This is a genomic window from Psychroflexus sp. MES1-P1E (assembly GCF_002836055.1).
Classification (GTDB): domain Bacteria; phylum Bacteroidota; class Bacteroidia; order Flavobacteriales; family Flavobacteriaceae; genus Psychroflexus.
Genome location: NZ_PJBS01000088.1, coordinates 1 through 22,471, shown reverse-complemented (window position 1 = coordinate 22,471; position 22,471 = coordinate 1). Strand labels below are relative to the sequence as shown.

Annotated in this window: 21 protein-coding genes and 2 pseudogenes; 14 read left to right on the top strand and 9 right to left on the bottom strand. The window is 35.0% G+C overall.

Annotated features, from left to right (window positions below):
- The first annotated feature begins 374 nt into the window (after positions 1–374).
- The 4 genes from CXF67_RS01685 (at position 375) to CXF67_RS01665 (ending at position 4,553) form a co-directional block, all read left to right on the top strand.
- Positions 375–896, top strand: coding sequence for a hypothetical protein (locus tag CXF67_RS01685; protein WP_102087164.1), 522 nt, complete (start codon positions 375–377; stop codon positions 894–896).
- Positions 897–1,329: 433 nt separating this feature from the next.
- A complete protein-coding gene (locus CXF67_RS01680; protein WP_102087163.1) occupies positions 1,330–2,613 on the top strand; it encodes a hypothetical protein in 1,284 nt (427 codons plus the stop codon).
- A 600-nt stretch (positions 2,614–3,213) separates the two neighbouring features.
- Positions 3,214–3,558 (top strand): helix-turn-helix domain-containing protein, encoded by a 345-nt coding sequence (locus CXF67_RS01670; RefSeq protein WP_180957863.1) that lies wholly within the window; start codon positions 3,214–3,216, stop codon positions 3,556–3,558.
- A 350-nt stretch (positions 3,559–3,908) separates the two neighbouring features.
- Positions 3,909–4,553: a class I SAM-dependent methyltransferase gene (locus CXF67_RS01665; protein ID WP_102087167.1), complete on the top strand. Its 645-nt coding sequence runs from the start codon at positions 3,909–3,911 to the stop codon at positions 4,551–4,553.
- A gap of 362 nt (positions 4,554–4,915) precedes the next feature.
- Here CXF67_RS01665 and CXF67_RS01660 read toward each other — a convergent pair whose 3' ends face one another.
- A complete protein-coding gene (locus CXF67_RS01660; protein ID WP_102087162.1) occupies positions 4,916–5,647 on the bottom strand; it encodes an SOS response-associated peptidase in 732 nt (243 codons plus the stop codon).
- A gap of 320 nt (positions 5,648–5,967) precedes the next feature.
- On the opposite strand from CXF67_RS01660, the gene CXF67_RS01655 reads away from it, so the two are divergent.
- Positions 5,968–6,243, top strand: a complete 276-nt coding sequence (locus tag CXF67_RS01655) for a hypothetical protein (RefSeq protein WP_102087161.1) — start codon at positions 5,968–5,970, stop codon at positions 6,241–6,243.
- Positions 6,244–6,593: 350 nt separating this feature from the next.
- Here CXF67_RS01655 and CXF67_RS01650 read toward each other — a convergent pair whose 3' ends face one another.
- On the bottom strand, positions 6,594–8,246 hold the full coding sequence (locus CXF67_RS01650) for a serine hydrolase (protein ID WP_257984543.1): 1,653 nt from the start codon (positions 8,244–8,246) through the stop codon (positions 6,594–6,596).
- 114 nt (positions 8,247–8,360) lie between these two features.
- Here CXF67_RS01650 and CXF67_RS18550 point away from each other — a divergent pair, with 114 nt between their 5' ends.
- From CXF67_RS18550 to CXF67_RS18540, 3 genes are all read left to right on the top strand, one after another.
- Positions 8,361–8,951, top strand: coding sequence for a 5-methylcytosine restriction system specificity protein McrC (locus CXF67_RS18550; protein ID WP_308302162.1), 591 nt, complete (start codon positions 8,361–8,363; stop codon positions 8,949–8,951).
- A gap of 119 nt (positions 8,952–9,070) precedes the next feature.
- On the top strand, positions 9,071–9,454 hold the full coding sequence (locus CXF67_RS18545; protein WP_257984542.1) for an McrC family protein: 384 nt from the start codon (positions 9,071–9,073) through the stop codon (positions 9,452–9,454).
- A gap of 499 nt (positions 9,455–9,953) precedes the next feature.
- A complete protein-coding gene (locus CXF67_RS18540) occupies positions 9,954–10,121 on the top strand; it encodes a hypothetical protein (RefSeq protein ID WP_257984541.1) in 168 nt (55 codons plus the stop codon).
- Between the two features lie 60 nt (positions 10,122–10,181).
- Here CXF67_RS18540 and CXF67_RS01635 read toward each other — a convergent pair whose 3' ends face one another.
- Positions 10,182–10,880 carry a Crp/Fnr family transcriptional regulator gene (locus CXF67_RS01635; protein WP_102087160.1) on the bottom strand — a complete coding sequence of 233 codons (699 nt, stop codon included), beginning with the start codon at positions 10,878–10,880 and terminating at the stop codon, positions 10,182–10,184.
- A gap of 120 nt (positions 10,881–11,000) precedes the next feature.
- Between CXF67_RS01635 and CXF67_RS01630 the strand changes: the two genes are divergently transcribed.
- The 6 genes and pseudogenes from CXF67_RS01630 to CXF67_RS19125 all read left to right on the top strand — a co-directional run.
- The gene (locus CXF67_RS01630; RefSeq protein WP_219621008.1) at positions 11,001–11,300 is read left to right on the top strand and encodes a hypothetical protein; all 300 of its coding nucleotides are present in this window, start codon (positions 11,001–11,003) and stop codon (positions 11,298–11,300) included.
- Between the two features lie 141 nt (positions 11,301–11,441).
- Entirely contained in the window at positions 11,442–13,940 is a 2,499-nt protein-coding gene (locus CXF67_RS01625; protein WP_102087158.1) for a YbcC family protein, read from the top strand.
- 2 nt (positions 13,941–13,942) lie between these two features.
- Complete coding sequence (locus tag CXF67_RS01620) at positions 13,943–15,808, top strand: proton-conducting transporter transmembrane domain-containing protein (RefSeq protein WP_102087157.1); 1,866 nt, start codon at positions 13,943–13,945, stop codon at positions 15,806–15,808.
- 40 nt (positions 15,809–15,848) lie between these two features.
- Positions 15,849–17,453: a SulP family inorganic anion transporter gene (locus CXF67_RS01615; protein ID WP_102087156.1), complete on the top strand. Its 1,605-nt coding sequence runs from the start codon at positions 15,849–15,851 to the stop codon at positions 17,451–17,453.
- A 117-nt stretch (positions 17,454–17,570) separates the two neighbouring features.
- On the top strand, positions 17,571–18,302 hold the full coding sequence (locus CXF67_RS01610; RefSeq protein ID WP_102087155.1) for a DUF2490 domain-containing protein: 732 nt from the start codon (positions 17,571–17,573) through the stop codon (positions 18,300–18,302).
- Positions 18,303–18,672: 370 nt separating this feature from the next.
- Positions 18,673–18,924: pseudogene (locus CXF67_RS19125) on the top strand (DUF2490 domain-containing protein); the annotation flags it as partial.
- Here the strand turns inward: CXF67_RS19125 and CXF67_RS01600 are convergent.
- The 6 genes and pseudogenes from CXF67_RS01600 to CXF67_RS18530 all read right to left on the bottom strand — a co-directional run bounded on the left by CXF67_RS01600 (position 18,918) and on the right by CXF67_RS18530 (position 21,718).
- The gene (locus tag CXF67_RS01600) at positions 18,918–19,394 is read right to left on the bottom strand and encodes a hypothetical protein (protein WP_102087154.1); all 477 of its coding nucleotides are present in this window, start codon (positions 19,392–19,394) and stop codon (positions 18,918–18,920) included. The pseudogene CXF67_RS19125 and the gene CXF67_RS01600 sit on opposite strands and share 7 nt — an antisense overlap.
- Positions 19,373–20,164: pseudogene (locus CXF67_RS01595) on the bottom strand (hypothetical protein); the annotation flags it as partial. The pseudogene CXF67_RS01595 and the gene CXF67_RS01600, both read right to left, overlap by 22 nt.
- Positions 20,165–20,449: 285 nt before the next feature.
- Entirely contained in the window at positions 20,450–20,770 is a 321-nt protein-coding gene (locus CXF67_RS01590; protein WP_102087153.1) for a hypothetical protein, read from the bottom strand.
- The gene (locus tag CXF67_RS19120) at positions 20,746–20,895 is read right to left on the bottom strand and encodes a hypothetical protein (protein ID WP_257984540.1); all 150 of its coding nucleotides are present in this window, start codon (positions 20,893–20,895) and stop codon (positions 20,746–20,748) included. Before CXF67_RS19120 ends, CXF67_RS01590 begins: the two co-directional genes overlap by 25 nt.
- 137 nt (positions 20,896–21,032) lie before the next feature.
- Complete coding sequence (locus CXF67_RS01580) at positions 21,033–21,242, bottom strand: hypothetical protein (protein ID WP_102087152.1); 210 nt, start codon at positions 21,240–21,242, stop codon at positions 21,033–21,035.
- Positions 21,243–21,571: 329 nt separating this feature from the next.
- Positions 21,572–21,718, bottom strand: coding sequence for a hypothetical protein (locus CXF67_RS18530; protein ID WP_257984539.1), 147 nt, complete (start codon positions 21,716–21,718; stop codon positions 21,572–21,574).
- Positions 21,719–22,471: the final 753 nt, after the last annotated feature.

The window sequence follows — 22,471 nt, the reverse complement described above, 5'->3', positions numbered from 1 at the left end:
ATTAGTAGCTTTTATTTCATAGCAAGTTCCATTAATGAAATATCAATACAACCTCATATCCCTTAAAGCTAGATGACTTTATTTTGATAAGGGCACTACTTAGTGATATGAATTTGACAACTTACATAGCATGGCTTAAAATTGATTTAGACATTGAGTTTTATAAATCGACTGACAACCAAACTCCTGATTTGACGAGATCTAGAAGCAATTACAAATGACAATTTAATAGAGGTGATTGGTAAATTGTTTTAAATTAATTAAATTTAATCAGTAAAGTACAAAGCAGCTAAATCAGTATACTCTATACAAATTAGACCCCTATTAAAGTTGAAAATTTTTATCTTTAATAGGGGTCAAAGAATAATTTATAAATGTCTGAAAACAGTAAACCACCAAAAAAGAGGATAGAATATCGCGGTAAGATTCTCCACGTTTCTAGAACAGGAGGGGTTTCTGCTACTAAAACACTATCAAAAGAAAGCTATGGAGCTACCATAAATACCAATCATGGTGTTAGGCTTCATAAAAGGCTATTTAAAGGGGCTAGAATGGGGTTTCAACGTGGAAATTTTCAATTTATAGGTCGATATAAAAGTGGTCCTTTCAACTTTAATATTTCAAAAGGGGGTGTGAGTACGTCCATAAAAAACAAAAGAGGCTCTTATAATTTATTTAAACCCAATTACTCGAGTTTTAAATTAGGGGGTGTACAGCTAAGAGGTAAAAATGCAGCTACGCTTCAATTACTCTTTTTAGCAGTGAGTCTTTTTATAAATATTATTAAGGTTTTATGGCATATTTCAATAGCTGTATTATGGTTTATATTTTTAGCTATAAAATGGTTTGTAGATTTTTTAATTGGATTTTACAGAGGATCTACTTCTAATACCTAATTATATTTATAATATCGAATGAATAAATTGAATTATACCACGACGTAACTCAGCACAGGTTTTTTGATAAAAAAAGGCGAAAATAGCCTATGCCGAATTCGTTTCGGTAAAACGATTTATGGCTATATTTTAATGTCTAATTTGTTATGATACTCCCGCAACCTGAAATTTATGTTTTGTTGGGCAGCCAGATAAAACCTTTCGTTTGGATGAAAAAAAGGATAGTTCTACAGAAGTAGAAATTCCTAAGATTACAGCTATTTAAAAAAATACTGTTTCGATAAAATAAATTTAAATACTTGATTTATAAACTTATACCCTATTAAAAACATAGATAGGATCTCTTGCTTCATAAGCATTTTACGGTTTGGCATGGGGGTTGATTAGGTATTAGTATCAGTGCAAAGAAGTACTGGTACTAATACCTATAGTTATGAAAAAGCTATTTACTCTTACACTCGTATTTCTTTTTGGAATTGGTTTTTCAAATGCAGAAAATAACAGCCACTCCCGTACGTATACAAATAACTTTATTTTTAATCAAGATGGAATCGAATTTGCTGTATTTCCTGATGGTCAATTTGATTTCAACTATTTGCAAGATAGAAATGGTATCGGTCTTTATGTAAACACTGGAAACCTACAAATGTCATTCAACACAGGTTATAATTACAACCGCTTTGTTCAGTATGATTCTTATGGAGCTGTTATACAAATAGAAGAAACACCCGTATTCTATGACTCTTATGGTCGTGTTATCCAGATAGGAGAGGTTTTAATAAACTACCGTGGTGGCTTTGTAAACCATATAGGTAACATGAATGTTTTCTACAGCAGACCTGGTGTCATCGATTATTATAGCGGATACATCAATGTATACAATAGAAACTATATTTACCAACCATGGCATAATTTCTATAGTGTCCCGCTGGTAAATAGATGTATTGTTTACTATACGCCATACAGATTATCCTATTTCCCACTGCGCTATGCCTGGTCTTATCACAGAAATTACTGGAATACACCGTCCTATTATAATGGGTATTATGCGCGATCAAATGTGAGACGTGACTTCTACAGACCTCATGATCAAGTGAATTATAGAAGTTTTGAAAGAGGACAACGCGATGCCCGTGGGAGAGCTATAGCCGTAAACAACAGGGTATCGAAAAGCAGACAATCTATTGCTACCGGAAGAAGTCAGGTGACAAGAACTAATAACAGTAGAAGTTCCGTGGCCACTCAAAGAACCAGTGGACGAAATACAACCGCTACAAGTACAAGATCTTCTTCAAGAAATGGAATAAATAGGGAAGCTGTAAATAACAGAAGTGATAGAACTCTCTCCGCTACTTCTAGAGATGCAAGAAGCACATCGAGATCTGCAACACTGAACGCAGGTGATAAGAGAACAAAGCATTCAGCTACACCTAGAGCAAATAGAAACACAAATGCTAAGGTAGGTAACAGAGTGAACCGCACAGAAAGAGCAGTGACTCATAGTAGAACCAATAGCAGACCAGAGGTTACAAGATCAACTCGCAAGACAACTCCTAGTAGAAGTACAGCGACTACAAGATCATCAAACAGAAATAACACTGCTGTAAATTCGAAAAGGGCCACGTCGAGAAATACGCAAGCTAAAAGCTCTAGAACAAGTTCCCATAAAAATGCAACTCGTTCCTCTGACTCAAAAAGAAGTCATAAAAGAGGATAGTATCCATAAAATTACTGGAAAGCTGCTCCCAAATAGGAGCAGCTTTTTTTATATCTATAAATGACATTATTTTTAGTGCATATCCGCTAACATCGCTAAACATTAATTACCAGCCGAATATCGCTTTGCCCCTGCCCCTCAATGTTAGCATAAATCTAAAAGGCTGTTTTTTAAATTAGCACTATTATAAACTAAAAAGGATCTCAATGGGATTATGACATCACTCTTGATCACAATTATATATAACGCCCTTTAGATAATCACCTCATTGAGAGCTCTTCTTAAACCTGAACAGGATCGGCAGAACTGTAAATGTGGAAAATCGTCTCAAAACTGATTGTTTCCTAAATAAGAAACATTTAATTTTGTTAAACTAATAGAGCTCCATGATTCAGGAATTTAAGATCTATTACTGAAGGAGGTGAACGGGTTTTTAAACGAACCCAACGAAAAGGCAGTTGAAAAAATCATTAACAACATCCGAAACTGTCGTCATATCAGCTCATGGAATTGAAAAGAAAACAGCAAAGACATCTAAAAAGGAAATTGAAAAAACCAAATGAACAATGAAAAACTATTTTAAAGCTAAAAAATAATGATATGGAAAAGAAAGAAATAAAAACTTACAGTTTGGATAAAGTGACCGGTAAATATATCGGAAAAAAAGAAACGTCAAAAAGAAACGAATTCGACAACGAACTTCGGGTCGACTTAATCGGAAACGCAATCAAACAAGCTCGAAAAGAACGAAACTTGACACAAACCCAGCTTGGAGAGTTGGTCGGAGTCCAGAAATCACAGATTTCGAAACTTGAAAATCATGTGACTGACGCTCGATTTGAAACAATTTTGAAAGTTTTTAAGGCCTTAAACGCAAAAATTAATTTCAATGTCGAATTATTAAACGAAAATCTGAACTTAACATCAAATAAGGAAAAGCACTAAACACAGCAGCATATTTAAGTTATGGCTGGGTCCATGCCCATTTTGTAAATCCATGGATTTACCAAAGTCAGTTTTTGCTTGTTGAGGTTCGTGCTAGAAAACGCCAAAACTCATACTCAAAGATGCTGGCAAATGTATGTTACCTAAGAATCTTGAATACAGCATTTTTTGCGATGAATAAAAATACCTTTGGATAAAATACACAGAAGTTTTAGTTTAGTTGAAGATAAAAAATAACACCTTTAATAGAAATGTACTTTATAATCAAGATTTGAATAAGGTTTGTACGGAGGTTGAAGACAAGCTTATTTTGGGACAGTGCAACAAATAAAAAGACAGACAGGCATAAAATGGAAAATTTCAATAGAAAAAAACATTGGGAAACAATCTACCAGACAAAACAATTTGAAGACGTTAGTTGGTTTCAACCGACACCTGAAACTTCATTAAGTTTCTTCAAAGAATTGAATATTCCGACCTCTGCCAAAATAATTGACATTGGCGGTGGTGACAGTTTTTTAGTTGATAATTTACTCGACTTGAATTACCAAGATCTCACAGTTTTAGACATTTCAGCAACAGCACTTGACAAAGCGAAGCAACGACTTGGAGAGCGAGCAGACAAAGTAAAATGGATAGTTGCAGACGTCGCCACTTTCAGACCGACCGAGAAATACGACTTTTGGCACGACCGAGCAGCATTTCACTTTTTGACACAAGAATTAGAAGTTGAAAACTACCTCAACACAGTTCAAAAAAGTATTCAGCCGACAGGTGTTTTTGTTATTGGAACATTTTCTGAACAAGGACCAAAAAAATGCAGCGGAATAGAAATCAAACAATATTCAGAAACGACAATGACCGACCGACTGGCCAAATTTTTTGAAAAAATTAAATGTATAAAAGTTGACCATAAGACACCATCTGATACCATTCAGAACTTTATATTTTGCAGTTTTAAAAAATTACGAAAAAAAAGTGTCACCCATTTTTAGGACGCGAAGAAGCCAGCAACTGACTTGGGATTTTTGCTCCTTTTGGGGCGCAAGACAACAAAAATTCGAAAACCTCATATGAGGATTTTAATCACTAGGACAGAAAACGGACCTGAAATAAAAAGGATCTACCTTATAAAAAACGATGCTATCTTACTGCTAAATTAGAGGTTTAATCAACGCAGCAATTCATCTCTTTATAACGATTGATGGAAGAGATGCTGAAGGAATAATATTATTAATATTTTAGCGGAAATGATAACTGAAATATTTTTTTCATAGTTAAGTAAAGGCTTTATTTAAAATACGAGTCGATAGCAAAACCCGTTGCAAATCCCTTGCTTTAATTCATTCAACCTCATTCAAACCTCCAACTCCTCATACTCTACCCTATCCAATATCTCTTCCACATCCGAATTGACTTTGGGATGGAAAACATCGGTGCTAACTGCATGGGTGTTAAGTTGATCTTCATCAAAGTGAGCCTTTAATAGATTTGCAATCGCCTCTTCTTTTAAGTCATTATCCAACCAATGATCGGCTTGCTTAACATTTAAAATAATAGGTTGTCGATTCTTTTTGTTATGGATCCTAGCAAACAAGGGAGAAGCCTCTTGAGTTAAGAGAGTAAAGGTGACTTTATTGTCTATGCGAGTGTATAACCCTGCAAGGGATAGAGAGCCTTCTGACTTTGGCTTAAACACAAAGGGATATTTTTTCCCCTTGTGATCATGAGGCTCAAAAAAGGCAGAAACAGGAACAATACATCGCTTTGTAAAAATGGATGGTCTATATAGAAAGTGCACAAAGGCTTTCTCTGCTCTTGCATTAAGCCCCCCTCCAAACTTCACCGCTTCTTTATAATAGACTTTTAACTCACTTACTTTTTGGTTTTCTGGAGCAATGCCCCAAGTCGCTGCTGCGAGGACACTGGGCTTCTCTTGTGGGATGATAAGGAGTTGAGAATGTGTAAACCCGTTGATATGGTAACGGGGCTGGTCGAATAACCCACGCTGACTTTCATCGCTGAGTTTGACCTTATACTGCTTTTCAATTTGCTCTACCTGTTGGATTTGAGAAGTATGGAAACACATTGATCATTAATTTGGCTTCAAGTTATTAAATTTTAGCTACCCATTAGACTGTTTTTTGTGAATTTGGACAATAGAATAGAGTTTTAGAGAATAATAAAAAGTGTTAGTTGAGATGAAAATGGAAAGTGATAAAATGAAGGAAACACATAAAAATCTAATTCATTTAAAAAAATTAGAAGATGAGAAGATTAGAAAAATTAAAAATGATGATAAGAATAGTTATAATTTCCTCAATACATTGCTATAAAGTTTTTAGAGATGTAAAACAAAACCAAATATTTTCAGTATTACACTTAGGTTTTTATTAAGCCAGTTGGAAAATGTATGGAGGATCTACGGCTATTTCAACCAAAGATTATACAATTCATATGGGTGCAGTACAACTAACAAAAGATTATTATTACTTAAGATTTGAGGAAAACAATGAGTCTAGAAGAGAAAAAATACCTGAGCTACTAAGTCTATGTAAAGCCTTAAGAAAACACTTTTACAGTTTTGAATATTTAGTTAAACATAAGCCCCCTAAAAGAGAACCAACTGATGCTTTAATTTCAAAGATTATCATTGGGAATCTTGGTTGTAACCCTGCCATTTGATAGATACTTTAATACGGGTGCTAAGGCAAACAATTCTAAATTACTTAATTTAGAAAGGTAATGCTCAATGAAGATAGTTAAGAAGTATACTATGGGTAGCTTTATTAAAAGAAAAATACAAAATATGACCAATCAAAAAAAACGAATACGTGCATTTTCATAAGAAGATACACGACTATTTATTGAATTATAGAAAAGAATATAATTTTGATTTTAATTTTTTAGTCTGGAAAATATCAGATTCTTCATTCTGCATCACTATTGAACCCGCACATAACCAAATATAAGGAAACCACTTCATCAAGATAATAGCCAAAAGAAGTGGTTTTTATGGTTTTGCAAGAAATAGGTCATTCTACTTTCTTACCAAGCATTTCTAGTCCGTTTTGAAATAAGGTTAAGCTTTCTACTTTACCTTCAACATTTCTTGTAAAATGTATGTCAGCAACTACTACTTTCAAAAAAAATTTATCTTTTTCTTCTGCAAATAAGTGAACTTCACCTTGACCTGTAGCTGCTCCATATAGGTTATTGTCTCTTACGCTAAATACCATATTAAATCCAGGTTGAAGTTCATAGCTACCGACGTATTCGCTAAGCACATCTTCATCCAATTGTATGTCTTTACGTTCGGCTAGAGGTGCTTTATCAATACCTTTACCTATCATCTCCTTCCCATTAACTGTCATGGTGACCATGCGGTTTCCATTTTCAGTAAAAAAATCATAAAAAGTATTTCCACCATCAAAGATGAAATTAGTCGCTGACAATGGATAAATTTCCATGCTGATACTCCCTTCTCGCTGACTAAATAATTGTTCATTTTTTAAAGTAACATGACGAATTACACCTTCATACTCATAAGCGCCGACCCATTTGCTCAATTGTGATTCGCTTAAATCGATTGCATCTTTTTTCTTCGGAAATGGTTTTCCAATAGCCATTGCAGCTACGTTAGAAACAAGTGCGCCGACATCACCACAATCACAATTGGAGAGTCCAATTACATAGAGATTCTCTTCTGGAAGAAAAATACCGCTTGACGAATAGCCGAAAATACCCCCATTGTGTTCCACAGATGCTGATCCATTTATATTGCCAGTATACCAGCCATAACCATACGTGATTTCTTCACCAGAATCTAAAGTAGACCCATTAGTCGCTTTTTCTAAGGAACTTTTTTTAATTAAGGTATTAGCAGAAATTGCATTTTGCCATTTTAGTAAATCGGCTGTTGTAGACATAATAGAACCCGCTGCATAGGGCAAAGTTAAACTCAAATAATCTGCATTTCTATACCCTGTTTCTGTTTTAGAATAGCCTCTTGCACGGTTTGGGATGAGTCTAGTCATACTGCCATAATATGAATTGTTCATACCTACCTTATCAAAAATATTGGTTTGTATAAAGTCTTCGTAAGATTGTTCAGATACCACTTCAATAATATGACCCAACAATATATAACCAGAATTGTTGTAATTAAATTGAGTACCAGGATCAAATTCCATCTGTTCATTTTTAAAACTATCAATAAGCACTGTTGGTGTCATATCTGTACGTGCAAACTCCATAAAACTTGGCATATTGGTATAACTTTTTATACCCGAGGTATGGTTGAGTAAATGATGCACCGTTATGGTTTTATCTTGAGTTGGATAATCCGGGATAAATTTGGTGATTTCATCTTCCAAACTCAGTTTACCTTGCTCTTCTAACATCAAAATAGCAACAGCGGTGAACTGTTTGGTAATAGAGCCAATTTCGAAAACATGTTTTGGTGCAGCTTTAATATCTGACTCCAAGTTAGCGATACCAAAACCTTTACTGTAAATGGCTTGACCATCTTTGGCGACCAATACAGAAACACCTGGTGCATCTGATGTGTATTGGTCACCGATATACGTGTCGAATTGTTGTTCTAAACTTTGCGCAATGCTACTTAGAGTTAATAGTAAACAAATACAAAGCATCAGTACTTTTGAAGCGTGATTAGTAGTTTTCATGTTTCGTTTATTTTAAGTTTATTGAAGTTACAATTTTTTGATAAGACGTTAGGAATATAAATTGGTTACAGAAAATGAAGTGTTTTATGGTTTATCTAAGAGTTTATAGTTTGAATTACGCAAACTCAAGCAACTAGTTATACTCTTCGAGGGTTAACGATAGAAATACATCCAAAGGCCGATAAAGAGGATGACGATAACAAATGGAAAGGTGTTCTACTACAAATGCTCAAAGCCTGTGGCAAACTAAAAGCAGAATCGGCTGGAGCGGCTCACGTCAAACGGCAGCATCTTAATTTGCTAGAAGTCTATTTTGAAATATACCTGCTAGAAATAGAAGCTTTAGTTAGAAGAGGGGTGATAAAAAAATACAGAAAACAAACCCATAACACAAAGGCTTTAAAAGGGAAACTAGAGTTTGCAGGACATATAAGATATAACGCAATTCATAAAGAAAGGTTTTATACAACCCATCAAGTTTATGACAGTAATCATCTACTACATCAGGTTTTATATAAAACACTGTCCATTGCAGATCAATTCACTATGGGAACTCGCCTCTCTGATTTGACCAAAAGAGTGCTTGTAAATTTTTCAAAAGTCGATTATAAAATATTGACTGCAAAGCAACTAAATTGTATAACCCTAAATTGGAAATCGAGTAGTTATGGTGATGCCTTAGACATAGCAAGGCTTATCATTTAAACTATTCGCCAGACATTTCCAGTGGAAAAGAGAAAATGCTATCCCTTCTTTTTGATATGAATGAACTATGAGAAACCTATATTTTAAAGCAAGTTCAAAAAGCGTGTAATGGAACTCATATGGTGGTTTCTGGACAAGAATCTAAATCGTTTTGGAGTAGTAACAGTTTAAGGCCAGATGTAGTTTTAAGACAAGGTTATAAAACCTACATTATAGATACCAAATGGAAGCGACCACAAAAAAGTTCTGCTTCAGTAGGAGATTTAAAGCAGATGTATGCGTATTGCCGCTTTTGGGATGCAGAAAGGGCTCTTCTATTGTATCCTGGTCAAGCCTACGAAAACAAGTTTCGATCGTATCTTACGGACGATTATTCAAAAGATACAGAGGACGTTCCTAATCTAATAGACCATCAATGTAAAATGGGTTTTGTTTCCGTTATAAATGAGAAAAATGAATTGGACTCTACTATTGGAGAAAATAGTTTAAAATTATTAGAATGAATTTGATTTTAAGATCAAAAGGATGCAAATTCTTTGGACATATATTGATGCAAAGACTACAACTCAAACCGATTGAATTCAATTTAAATATCAATTAAATTTTTAGTATTCCATATTCGAATATGGAATACTAAAGCTATACAAACATCAAATAAGGAGTCCACAAGATGTAATCGTCTTATTGAAGATTACTGCAATAAACAATGAGGAGTGGCAACACCTAGTACTTGCAGATGCTTAAAGCATTAGCAAGTAGTAGGTTAGTAAATCTGATGTGCGTTCAAAATATGCAGGAGTTATAGATGCCTCTGAGAAGAAGGTATATCGAATGGGAATTCAACATGGAAACTTTCAATTTATAAATCGATATAAAAGTGGTCCTTTCAACTTTAATATTTCAAAAGGAAGATGAGTACTTCCATAAAAAAAAGAGGCTTTTATACCCAATTACTCGAGTTTTAAATTAGCAGGTGAACAGCTAAGAGGTAAAAATAAAGCTATGCTTCAATTGCTCTTTTTGGCATTAAGCCTTCTTGTAAATATTCTTAAGTTTTTATGGCGTATTTCAATGGCTGTCGTGTGGTTTATAATCTTAGCTATAAAATGGCTTCTAGATTTTCTTATTGGATTTTACAGAGGATATACGTCCAATAATCCTACGACCTGAAATTTGTTTTATGTAGAAAAAACTTAACCTGCTTGATTATGCTTGCAAGCAGGTAAGATATCAGTCTATCCATTCCAAATTAAGTAATTGGTAAAACGCTGATTTATTTATAATAAATATACAGCGTTTTTTAATGGTAATTAGACCATCATCTTTAAACTGTTTTAGGCTTCTCCCTAGACTTTCTCGAGAAGTTCCAATGCAATTCGCCAAATCTTCTCGACTTAGGTCAATACCTTTATAATTGGGAATCATCGCTTTAAAGCGATGTTCAAATACCAATAAAAAAATAGCCAATCGCGTATTTTGATCCTTTTGAGCTAAAACAGCAATTGTATTGGCTAACACCCCAAACTCATGACTCATATTTTTAATAAAAGCATCTTTTAAAGAGGGAAGATCCTGAAGTAATTTTAGGAAATTATCTTTTGAAATGAATTTCAACTCCACATCATCTAGGGCCTCACAGGAGTCCTGATAACGCTCCTCTCCTAACAGGGCGTGATACCCTAAAAAATCACCCGGTGTATAGATATAAAATATCTGTACTTGATTGCTAAATCCTTTTTTGAATTTCTTTGCTCTTCCACTCACGATGTGAAAAATACCAGTAGGAATACCTTCTTCATAAAAAAGAGCATTCCCTTTCTTTATCGTCATATCTTCCATAAAGCTGCGAACCAATTCTTTCTCTACTAGAGTAAGGCTCTCAAATAAGAGATGGCTTTGGAAATCAAATTTTAAAAAGAAACTGTCCATATTAAAACATAATAAATATAACTTAAGTTATGTTCAAATATAACGAATGTTACTTATGTTTGCATCATGAATGTTGCTATAAAATTTATTTTTTCCATATCATTATTGCTTTGTATGCTGATGCCAGAGACATCAGTTAGTGCAATTATGGATAGCACACCTTCAGAAACTGCTGGCAGTACCAATAAGATTCAGTGCCTTGAAGAAGAAACTGAAACTGAAGTTAGTACAAGCCCAACCGAAAAAGTTTTTCAGAAAAAAAGTGGATCAGCTGGCGGTTCTGCCGTAGAACAAAAGCCATTCACTTCTCTAAATCCCGCTACTTTTGCAAGTAGTATTTCACCTAACACATGCGGCTGGGGTTTTATCTCAAAATACCCGCGCTATATTCAGTTTTGCTGTCTCAAGTTAGACTGCTAATTTATCCTTTCCTAAATACCGCTGCTCGATACCCTTTGTTTCCAACATTATCTAAGCAGCACCAACTCAAAGTTATACGTGTGATTTTTTAGTTCTTCAACTAAAATTCTTAATTCACTTTATTTAAACAGCATTCTACTAATGCATACAGATCAAAAAATATTTGATGAAGCAGTGGTGCTCCATCATCTTAGACATTATTTACCTGCACAAGCCCCTTTAAAAGACTTTGTCCATCACAACACCTTGCACGCCTTTGATAATTTTTCATTTTTTGAAGCCTTACAAAAAGCAAATTCCACTTTTGGCTACAAAACAGCACTTTCCTTAAAAGAATATCGAAAGCTATTCCAAGAAGGAGTTGTTAAAGAAGACGTGCTTAACGCTACCATCCTTAATTTTAAAGATGATAACAGCCTTGCATATTGGGAATCCTTAGTTTTAAATCAAGATCTATCAGATGATTCAATTCCTCAAATAGGACTATTAAAAGCCTTTTGGAAAAGTCATTTTAAGATCGATTTAGACATGTTGGTACATCCCAAATTATTCAAATTAATTGGGGCCTATCTGGATCAAGGAGTTTCTGAGAAACGATTTCCTTATCCTGAGGTCACATTTTTGGAAGCTGTTCGTGCGTTACAAAAAAACAGTCTGGTTTCGGTTTTTCAATCTAAAAAGGCTGTTGAATTACTTCATGATTCTAAAACGACCATAACAAGCCTATTAGAGTGTATCGTAGGGGATCCGACTTACTTTGAGCACTATCTATTTGACCAGCAATTTGCTCATCCTGGTTGGTCAGGTATGGTAGCTACGGTAGAAGAACAACCAGCCACCTTACTTGATCAGAGAAAAATAAGCCTCCAAGATTTTATTTTTCTGGAATTACTTTTAGAAATCGAGGCTTTAGACCAGAGTATTGGACTGGATAAATTGCCCTTGAGTGCCGCAGTAAATTTAGGAGCGCCTTTTGTATTATTTCCGTTTAAAGAAGTTGATCGGTATTGGAAAGTTATAGCCATCTGGCAAGAAGCCTTAGAGTGGAGTTATCACAGTCAAGTTTTACAGGGGTTGGTTCAATCTACAGCAAAAGAAAAAACAGCAACCCCTAGTTTTCAAGCCTTCTTCTGTATTGATGATAGAGAAGAATCGATACGAAGACACTTAGAGCAAGCAGCTCCAGACTGTGAAACCTTTGGTACACCTGGACATTTCGGAATGGTAGCGATGTACCAACCAGAATCGGGAAAATTTTACACACAAGTCTGTCCAGGTTCATTAACTCCTAAACACCTTATCAAAGAGAAAGGAAGGGCTGTTAAAAACGAAAAAGACATTCATTTCCATAAAGCATCCCACCGGCTATTTACAGGGTGGTTGTTGTCACAAACGATTGGCTTTTGGTCTGCGGTACGCTTGTTTTTTAATTTATTTAAACCCCAAGTATCTCCGGCACATTCCTCTGCTTTTGAGCATATGGAGAAGGCAGCGACGATTCTAGTTGAACATAAAGATAATGCCGAAGAAAATGGATATCAAGTAGGATATACCGTTGAAGAGATGGTTGAAATCGTGTACGGATTATTAAAGAGCACAGGGTTAACGACCAACTTTGCTCCATTGGTTTACTTGATAGGTCACGGGGGGAGTAGCACCAACAACCCGTATTATGCAGGTTACAATTGTGGTGCGTGTTCTGGTAGAGCAGGCTCGGTAAACAGTCGTGCTGTTGCTGAAATGGCCAACAGAGAAGATGTTAGAAAAGCACTAGAAATAAAACATATCTGCATTCCTAGCACCACCTATTTTTTGGGTGGCTTACACGATACGACTCGTGATGAGGTGACGTTTTATGATGAAGTTACGCTTTCGAAAAAGCTTACAGAAGCACATACTACACATAGAGCACAGTTTGATAAAGCCTTATCTCACAATGCTAAAGAACGATCAAGACAATTTTTATTGACCAATAGCAAACGAGACGCGATTAAAGTGCACAAGGATGTAAAGAACCGATCTACTGCCTTGTTTGAACCTCGACCAGAATTGAACCATTCTAATAACACCCTTTGTATTGTAGGGCGTAGATCTTTAACTAAAAGTGTCTTTTTAGATCAGCGTGCTTTTTTGAATTCCTATGATTATAAGCAAGATCTAAACAGCATACAATTAAAAAGTATTTTACAAGCAGCCACTCCTGTTTGTGGAGGGATTAACCTCGAGTATTACTTCTCTAGCGTAGATAATGAAAAATTAGGCGCTGGGTCTAAACTGCCACATAATGTGATTGGCCTTTTTGGAGTAGCCAACGGGATTAAAGGTGACTTACGTCCTGGTTTGCCTTCTCAAATGATAGATGTGCACGCCCCTTTACGGTTAATGATGATCATAGAGCATTATCCAGAAGTTGTCATGCAACTTATTCAAAACGATACTGAACTCTGGAACTGGTATAAAAATGAATGGGTAAAATTAGCGATCATACATCCCGAAACCAAAGCCATCTCTTATTTATCTCAAGGGGAATTAAAATCCTATGAACCTCCTACAAATAAGATGGAGACCCTTTCCGATTTAGAAACTGTTTTTGAAAATCATTCTACCAATTTACCGGTGTACCAGCTCAACGTATCATAACCATGGAAAACCTAATACCTCTATTTTTATTCATCCCATTTTTGGGATTAATAATCAGCCTTTTCTTCCCAGAAACTCAAGAAAAAGCGATCAGTACCACGATTCATATCGCCATGGGAACCTACGTGCTTTTTACTATTGCTTTTATTGCCACTTGGTTATGGAAAGGTGCTGACAACCTAAATATCAAAGAAATATCACTCTACCGTTCTGGAGATTATAATTTTTTTATCGATTTTTATTTTGATAAGATATCTGCTGTATATCTTTTATTTTCTGGCATTCTATCCTATTTAATTGCCATTTACAGCAGTGTGTATCTCCATAAAGAACCTGGATATAAACGCTTTTTCACCACCTTTTTATTATTCTTTATTTCCATTCAGATTATTGTCCTAGCCGGCAATTTTGAAACCCTATTTATAGGTTGGGAAATCTTAGGGGTGTCTTCTTTTTTGCTGATCGCTTATTACCGGTACCGCTATTTACCTGTGCGCAACGGATTGAAGGTTTTTTCCATCTACAGAATTGCAGATGTTGGTATTTTAATAACCATGTGGTTAAGTCATCATCTGTGGCACGAAAACATCACTTTTGAACAGTTAAACAACTCTCAGTTGGTGTCAGAACATCTGGTTTCTCACCCTTGGATAAGTATCATTATATCTCTAGCCATTCTTCTAGCAGCGAGTGTGAAATCTGCACAATTTCCATTTTCCTCTTGGTTGCCTAGAGCTATGGAAGGCCCTACCCCTTCTAGTGCTATTTTTTATGGTTCGATTGCCGCTCATATTGGTGTGTTCCTACTATTGCGTACCTCAGCTTTTTGGCAACAGCTAGTTGTCATTAGGCTTATAGTCATCGCAGTGGGAGTTATAACAGCTATCGTGGCGACCATTTCTTCCAGAGTGCAGTATTCTGCTAAGGCTCAAATAGCCTATTCATCAGTAGCTCAAATTGGAATTATTTTTGTAGAAGTAGCTCTTGGACTTGAGAATATTGCGTTGATTCATTTGGTGAGCAATGCCTTTTTAAGGAGTTACCAATTGTTAATTAGCCCGTCCATGGTGGCCTATTACATCAGGGAGCAATTTTATCAATTTGTACCTTATAAAGAAAAACCTAAAAGTGGATGGCTTAAAAAATACGAAGCTACCCTCTATCTCATAGGATTAAATGAATGGAAACTGGATCAATTACTTTATAAGGTGTTTTGGAATCCTGTAAAACGCATCGGGAATCCATTAACCCGTTTTGAACCAAAACCTGGCGTTCATATGGCACTCGCTATGCTTCCTATCCCCCTCTTTTTTCTGAGCTTCTTTATCCATTTGTCAGAAACATTACATCAACTGATACCTGTCGGTATTGCAGGGGTTGCTCTTTTTCTAGTGATTCGCACCTTTTCAGAACGCAATAATCCTTTGCTGGCTTGGGTCATGTTGTCCTTCAGTCACTTATGGGTATTACTAGCCATAACCTTCAACGATAGGTTCTACATTTGGGATGCTACCCTCTATCTATCTGGGGTTATCGTTTCTGGAATTGCAGGATATATCATACTCTACACCCTTTCTAAAAAGGAAACATTTGATCTAAATAATTTTTATGGATTAGCCTTAAGGCAAAAAAATACAGCCTTCTGGTATCTCATGTGCTCCTTAGGCTTGATGGGATTTCCGGTTACGACTACCTTTTTAGGAGAAGACTTGTTATTCACACATATTGAAGAAAACCAATTCCTTTTGGCAGCCTTGATTTCTTTCACTTTTATTCTCACCGGCATCAGTTTAATGCGCCTGTATGCTCGTGTGTTTTTGGGACCTACAAAAGGTTCAGAAACTCCAATGGCCAGAAGATCCTCCTAGATTTCTACTAAAACCTCTAAACCCTTTAATTCAAAAATAAATGAAAACAAAAATTAAAAAATATCTCCCTGCTGACGGACTTGCGGGATTAAAAGAAAATTTTAAGGCAGATGCCATTTCAGGATTTATTGTCTTCCTGCTGGCCTTACCATTGAGCTTAGGAATTGCTAAAGCCTCAGACTTCCCTCCTATTATGGGACTTATATCAGCAATTATTGGTGGATTATTTGTGAGTTTCTTTATGGGATCTCGTTTATCTATAAAAGGTCCAGCCGCTGGCCTTATTGTTATTGTTGCAGGAGCGGTTGCAGATTTTGGTAATGGAGATCCCATATTGGGTTGGAAACTAGCCCTAGGGGCAATGGTTGTTGCAGGATTGGTTCAAATAGTATTAGGTCTCTTAAAGTTGGGGAAGCTCGCTGATTTCTTTCCGCTTTCTGCCATACACGGTATGCTTGCTGCAATTGGAATTATTATTATCGTAAAGCAATTGCCTGTCCTGTTAAATGACAACCCCATACTCTCTAAAGGAATGGGACCTCTTGAACTTCTGTGGAATATTCCAAACTTCATTAAAAACCTAGATCCAAAAGCATCAATTATAGGAGTCATAAGCTTACTAATTATGCTGCTGTGGCCACTGATTAAACATAAAACACTAAAGATGGTCCCTGCGGCATTATTAGTACTCATTTTTGCGATTCCTGCAGAACTCTATATGGACTTTGCAAATACAGAACCTTCCTATGCTTTATTGGAGGTGGGAAGTCTTATTGACAACTTGAATATCAATGCCAGTTTTGACGGGATATCCCAAACAGGAACCTTTATAAAGTATGTTGTCATGTTTGCACTGGTGGGAACTTTAGAATCCTTACTCACTGTAAAAGCAGTAGATATGCTGGACCCTTATAAGCGTAAGTCCAATATGAACAAAGACCTCATCGCTACTGGTATAGGAAACACTATTGCCGCTTTTCTTGGTGGTTTCCCAATGATTTCTGAAGTAGCACGTAGCTCAGCAAACGTTGCAAATGGAGCTAAAACAAGATGGGCAAACTTCTTTCACGGTTTTTTTATTTTAGTATTCCTTTTACTAGCAGCTCCAATTTTAGAAATGATTCCTAATTCTGCATTAGCAGCAATGTTGGTTGCCGTAGGAATTAAATTAACCCATCCTAGAGAGTTCAAGCATATTTTTAAAATAGGAAAAGAGCAATTGGCCATTTTCGTAGTCACTATAGTCGTGACCCTAGGCGAAGATTTATTGATAGGAATTTTAGCGGGAATGCTGTTAAAAATAATCATCCATATGTTTAACGGAACTCCTATTTCCTCTTTCTTTAAGGCGCCTACACTAGTCTCTAGATTAGGAGATAAATACTTAGTTGAAATAGATAAAGCAGCTGTTTTCACAAACTATCTAGGCATCAAAAGGGATCTCGAAGATATTCCACAAGGGCTAGAAATCACCATTGATTTACATAAAACCAACCTTGTAGACCATTCTGTCATGGAAAACCTAGAACATTTTAAAAACGAATATGAATCCAATGGTGGCACTGTCCTGCTTAAAGGACTAGAACATCACAAAGCGATGTCTGACCATCCCTTTGCTGCTAGAAAAAAACAAAATACTATTTAGTGTCTGGTCAGAAATACAGCAAAATCAAAAAGTTTCTTTTTGAGACCAGTCACTGTATAAATAAATCTTAAAAGCTGTGTCCCATAACCTCAACACAGCTTTTTTTAAAAATTTTATATGAAGAATTGCATCAAAATAATATTGCTTTTATGTGCCGTATATATGTCAAATGCACAAGAGCAAAACCGGAGTCATTCCAGTTCTTGGAATAGCTTTATACCCACAGTGAGAATTGACAACTCCTTTTATGTCACTTCAGAATTTCATTTTAGACGGACTCATTTTTTACAAGATTGGGAACAATTTATCGCGAGACCTGCTATCCACTTTAAGAAAAATGAAACCTATGATTTTGCCTTAGGGTATAGCTATATTAGAAATTATGCATTTTCAGATTTCACGATTCCAATAGACGCAAATGAGCACAACTTGTGGCAACAGGTTCAGCTAGAGCACGCACAAGAGAAAATTAAATTCAAGCACCGGTTTAGGTTAGAAGAACGTTTTATCGATAAAATAATAACCACTTTTAGAGGGAATTATGACAGTGACGGAAACACCTATAACACTAGATTTAGATATCGATTTACCTTAACCAGACCCCTTTTAAAAATTGATGATAACAAAAGTATTTCCGTAGAACTATTTGATGAGTTATTTATCAGTCTTGAAGAGGGCATTAGACCAAAATCATTCAACCAGAACTGGTTTTACGCTGGCTTGAGATATCCTATAACCTCAAGAATAGGGCTTGGTATAGGATATCATAACATAGGTTTGAATGGTGGTAACCCTACTTTCATTACCAATCATATTTTACAGACAACTCTTACCTATATGATGAATTAATAATTACTTATGATTATTAATTCATCATATAGCCCTTTAATTACTGTTTTGTTTCTTTCTGTTATTCATGTTGATGACAAGTCTCATGATACTGAAAATCCAAAGTGGGGATGGGTACAAGGATGATATCTTTGAATTCGTTGATGTAAAATTCTATAGAGTTAGGGAAACATATGCAGAAAGAATTAATAGTATATTCACAGAAATAAAAGAAGCTTAGGGTTTCTTTTTGTTGTATTTCTTTCATGAATAAAAAACAGAAAAAAAATAAGGAGTGACGATGTCTCTAAAAATAATATTGCTCAAATAATTGAATCCAGTCTTCTTTCTATCGCATCATCTTTCCCTATAGCATCTTCCGTGGCAACAGGTTCAGCTAGAGCATGCACAAGAGAAAATTAAATTCAAGCACCAGTTTAGGTTAGAAGAACGTTTTATCGATAAAATAATAACCACTTCTAGAGGGAATTATGACAGTGATGGAAACACCTATAACACTATATTTAGATATCGATTTACCTTAATCAGACCCCTTCTAAAAATTGATGATAACAAAAGTATTTCCGTAGAACTATTTGATGAGTTATTTATCAGTCTTGAAGAGGGCATTTTCTATCAATAAGGGTTTTTCAAATTCACATTGGATATAGAGTCTAATTCAAATTCAACATTATATATACCATTCTTAGCAAAAGATTCCCACTTTTCAATCATCTTCCTTTGATTATAAATTAGATGTGACAAATTAATTTTAACTTTATTAGAAGAATCAATTAAAATATATCCTTTTATATTTTTCTTTTTCCAAGGATAATACAACTTACCTCTTTTTTTTGTCCAAATTAAGCTATCAGCATCAATCTTACCATCAAGTTTTTTAAAATAAAGCCAAAGGTGTTCATTAAATTCAAATTTAGAGAAGTCCATTGCATGAAGATTCCCTCTACCTTTATTCAAAGTTTTTAAATTCAATTCATAAAAATTGGAATTTGTCTTTCTTATTGTTACGTATTGGTAGGTTTCTTCTTTGTAATAGCAACCAAAAGTAATAATGATAAACAATAGTGATATTAAAAACCATCTTTTCGCCATGACTTTCCGTTTATTACATTTTGATAAAATTCCTTAATTGTTGCTCCTGTCTTAGTTATATCATTTCTTGTAGCTTGAGATTCCTTTAAAAAATGAAATATTGCACCAAGAAAATTGCTTACACCCTTTGTCCCATACCAAGTTTGATATCCTCGATGAGAAGGAGAGGAAGCATCCATTAAAGTATGCATAGCGAACCCTAGTGCTCTTAGACCTTTTTCTCCCCCTTTTTCATTATATATAGCAACTTGTTTGTCAATAAAATTAACTGCTTCAATATAGGCTTCTTGAGGAGTTTGCCCTGGAGCAGTCATTGCGTGCCTGTGAGAGTTATCTAAAGATTGAAATTCTTTACCATCAGCATCAAAACTAGCTTTGTACAATATATTTAATTCTTTGTGATTTAAAACCCCTGCAAATGCCTCATTTATAATATCGTTATGAGTCCATGGTGGCCAATCTCCACTATCTAGGCTCGTGTCCATATTTTCAAGATCCTCGCCAATTTGTTTAAAGGCAAATTTCCAATTTGAACTTTGGCTTTCGCTAGAAGATGTTGAATCAAAAGTGCTCGTATGACCTGCACTAGAACTGGAGTCTGTTGCAGTATCCGCCCAAAAACCATCCGTAAGCATTTGCTTACTTAACATACCATCTGGATCAATCCAAAACATCGGATTGCTAAACCCATAATTATAAGGTGAGTGCCTTCTCATCATTTCAGCCAAGGGATCCAGGTTCATCCAACGTCCTAAAGCTGCATCGTAATTTCTTGCTCCAAAATCTAACCATTCTAAACCGAGTTCTGTATTCTCTTCTTTACCGTTGTAGCTTCATTGCTGAAAATGATTGCAATATAAACAAATCACTGTGTTCTTTAAAATAGCTGATGTGTGAAGTAGTTAAAAACTACTATTATGCTTTATACTTCTTTCGTAATTGTACAGCTTCGAAGTCACAGACTTCGCAGAGCGGGGTAATTAATTGTTATTTAAATTTTCATATATCATCATTAAGATTGGAATTCTATGTAAAAGTTGATCAAACTCCACGTTTTATCCCACCTCCATTACATCAACTTTTAAAACATTTTCAGAGTAAGCAAACGTTTTAAAAAGTTGAAGATTTCCAAGCCTATACCTTTGGACTTGGCAATGATCTTCATCAATCTTCAGCTTTTTAAAATGATAGCCATTGGGACATAGTGCGAGGGCAATAGCGCGGTTTTGGATATTTGTTTTTAGTTCAGGTTTTGAGGTGTAGTTCGGATGTAAGTGTGGGAAGAGCGGAACAAAACAAAAGGCAGAGGGTTTTTGCTTTTCGTAAAAAACTGGGTTTTGTTTTATGTGGATTATTTCTTTTCTGGATTCTGCCAAGTATTGAACACAGAATACACAATGACTTTTCCTTTTGTGATTTCGTAAATGAGTAAGAATGGAAAACACTTTATAAAAGCTTCTCGATATGGTTTTCGTTTTTGAGGAAAGTGTTTTGGATTCACTGTAATTCTATCAAAATAGGTGTCTAAATGTTCTAAAAATTCTTCACCTAATCCGGTGCATTTTCTTCGTAATAAGGATAAGCTTCAATGATTTCTGGATTAGCTCCGTCTTTGACTTCTAAAATATATGCCATTATCTAACTAACGTTTCTTGCATTTTGTTTGACCTGTTCCCAAGTAAAAGATTTGCTTTCGCCTTTTAGATGTGCTTCTCTGCGCTTATCAATCATTTGATATTGTTCGTCATTTTGGTAACTTTCAGCTAAAGCTTTTGTCATTTTCAAAAGTCTTATATCTGCTGTATTTATGTACTCTTTGACTGTATTTCTTAAATCGATAGTTGCCATAATATTTACTTTTTCTTATTGTAAAGATGTAATTTATGTTCAATAGATTTTTATTCTAACTGATAGGATGGAAGTTGTTTACGATTTCGTGCAGATTTTCTAAATCGTCCTGTAAATATCTTTCTGTCGAACTTATGTAAAGATGTCCAGCTAAATATTGAACCTTTATTAAATTATATTGTCCTAACCAAATTGTAATCACTGAAGCTCTAATCTGTTTGATACTTGCCACTTTTTGATTGTATTTTTTTAGCTTTTTATTGAGTTCATAAACGATTGCGGTAAAACACGCGTTCGTCGGAAAAAGTTGTTCGCTATGGTTTTAACGTTTATTTTGGATTATACTGCCTCCAATCCATTTCAATAACATTTAAACTTAGGCTTTCATCTAATTCCTTTCCGTTGAGAATGCCGTCACCATCAAAATCTGTAACAGCTTTGGCTCTTGCTTTAAAACTGGAATTGGTCGCTTCCAAAAGTTGGTATTCATAATTAGCATTACCATTTTCTTTAACCGTTTGGGGCGACTAAAGTCCAACTCGGTCATATCTTCTGTATATCTGGAATGCATATACCTGTCTGTAGGTGGTTTGCGAATTGTAGATATACTTAAGCTGGGTTTGCGCTTCTATACTTTTGGCTTTGCTAATCAGCGGCATTAAGTTGGGTAAAGCAATAAGCAACAGAATACTTATAATCGCTAAAACAATAAGAATTTCTGAAGGTTATAGCCAGGAAGTTTTTTACGGAATGGTTTCATACTATTTTTATAAATATACTGATATATTAACACAAATAATAAAAATGAGATACTAGATGATCAAATTTTAATGATACTAAATTCTGATGATAGATTTATTCTTAACAAAATATTGAGAAGGTTCCTTACCTTAAACATTATTATAAAATTATAAATTTTAATCTCTAATTCTAGTAAATAATCTTGAATGTTGACACTCTCGACGTGAAAAGACACTTACAGGAGTTATAACAAATTAATATTAGGACTCACGAATGCTTACACTTGAGGAAGTAATAACGAGTATATTCAAAATTTATAATTCATTATTAATAAATTCCTAATTTGAAATAATATTCTTTATTATTCTTAGTGATTTTTAACGTATCAGAATTAGAATTTTTCTTTATGTAATCGCCTACTTCTAAAACCTTGCTTAAGTAAACGTCATCATACAAAAAATTGTCAGAAGTTATAAATAATATCTTTT

What these genes read in the sequence shown, in the direction of transcription:
- CXF67_RS01685 (WP_102087164.1), top strand. Translation starts at nt 375, where the DNA reads ATGTCTGAAAACAGTAAACCACCAAAAAAGAGGATAGAATATCGCGGT.
- CXF67_RS01680 (WP_102087163.1), top strand. Translation starts at nt 1,330, where the DNA reads ATGAAAAAGCTATTTACTCTTACACTCGTATTTCTTTTTGGAATTGGT.
- CXF67_RS01670 (WP_180957863.1), top strand. Translation starts at nt 3,214, where the DNA reads ATGGAAAAGAAAGAAATAAAAACTTACAGTTTGGATAAAGTGACCGGT.
- CXF67_RS01665 (WP_102087167.1), top strand. Translation starts at nt 3,909, where the DNA reads ATGGAAAATTTCAATAGAAAAAAACATTGGGAAACAATCTACCAGACA.
- CXF67_RS01660 (WP_102087162.1), bottom strand. Translation starts at nt 5,647, where the DNA reads ATGTGTTTCCATACTTCTCAAATCCAACAGGTAGAGCAAATTGAAAAG.
- CXF67_RS01655 (WP_102087161.1), top strand. Translation starts at nt 5,968, where the DNA reads ATGTATGGAGGATCTACGGCTATTTCAACCAAAGATTATACAATTCAT.
- CXF67_RS01650 (WP_257984543.1), bottom strand. Translation starts at nt 8,246, where the DNA reads ATGAAAACTACTAATCACGCTTCAAAAGTACTGATGCTTTGTATTTGT.
- CXF67_RS18545 (WP_257984542.1), top strand. Translation starts at nt 9,071, where the DNA reads ATGGTGGTTTCTGGACAAGAATCTAAATCGTTTTGGAGTAGTAACAGT.
- CXF67_RS18540 (WP_257984541.1), top strand. Translation starts at nt 9,954, where the DNA reads ATGCTTCAATTGCTCTTTTTGGCATTAAGCCTTCTTGTAAATATTCTT.
- CXF67_RS01635 (WP_102087160.1), bottom strand. Translation starts at nt 10,880, where the DNA reads ATGGACAGTTTCTTTTTAAAATTTGATTTCCAAAGCCATCTCTTATTT.
- CXF67_RS01630 (WP_219621008.1), top strand. Translation starts at nt 11,001, where the DNA reads ATGCCAGAGACATCAGTTAGTGCAATTATGGATAGCACACCTTCAGAA.
- CXF67_RS01625 (WP_102087158.1), top strand. Translation starts at nt 11,442, where the DNA reads ATGCATACAGATCAAAAAATATTTGATGAAGCAGTGGTGCTCCATCAT.
- CXF67_RS01620 (WP_102087157.1), top strand. Translation starts at nt 13,943, where the DNA reads ATGGAAAACCTAATACCTCTATTTTTATTCATCCCATTTTTGGGATTA.
- CXF67_RS01615 (WP_102087156.1), top strand. Translation starts at nt 15,849, where the DNA reads ATGAAAACAAAAATTAAAAAATATCTCCCTGCTGACGGACTTGCGGGA.
- CXF67_RS01610 (WP_102087155.1), top strand. Translation starts at nt 17,571, where the DNA reads ATGAAGAATTGCATCAAAATAATATTGCTTTTATGTGCCGTATATATG.
- CXF67_RS01600 (WP_102087154.1), bottom strand. Translation starts at nt 19,394, where the DNA reads ATGGCGAAAAGATGGTTTTTAATATCACTATTGTTTATCATTATTACT.
- CXF67_RS01580 (WP_102087152.1), bottom strand. Translation starts at nt 21,242, where the DNA reads ATGGCAACTATCGATTTAAGAAATACAGTCAAAGAGTACATAAATACA.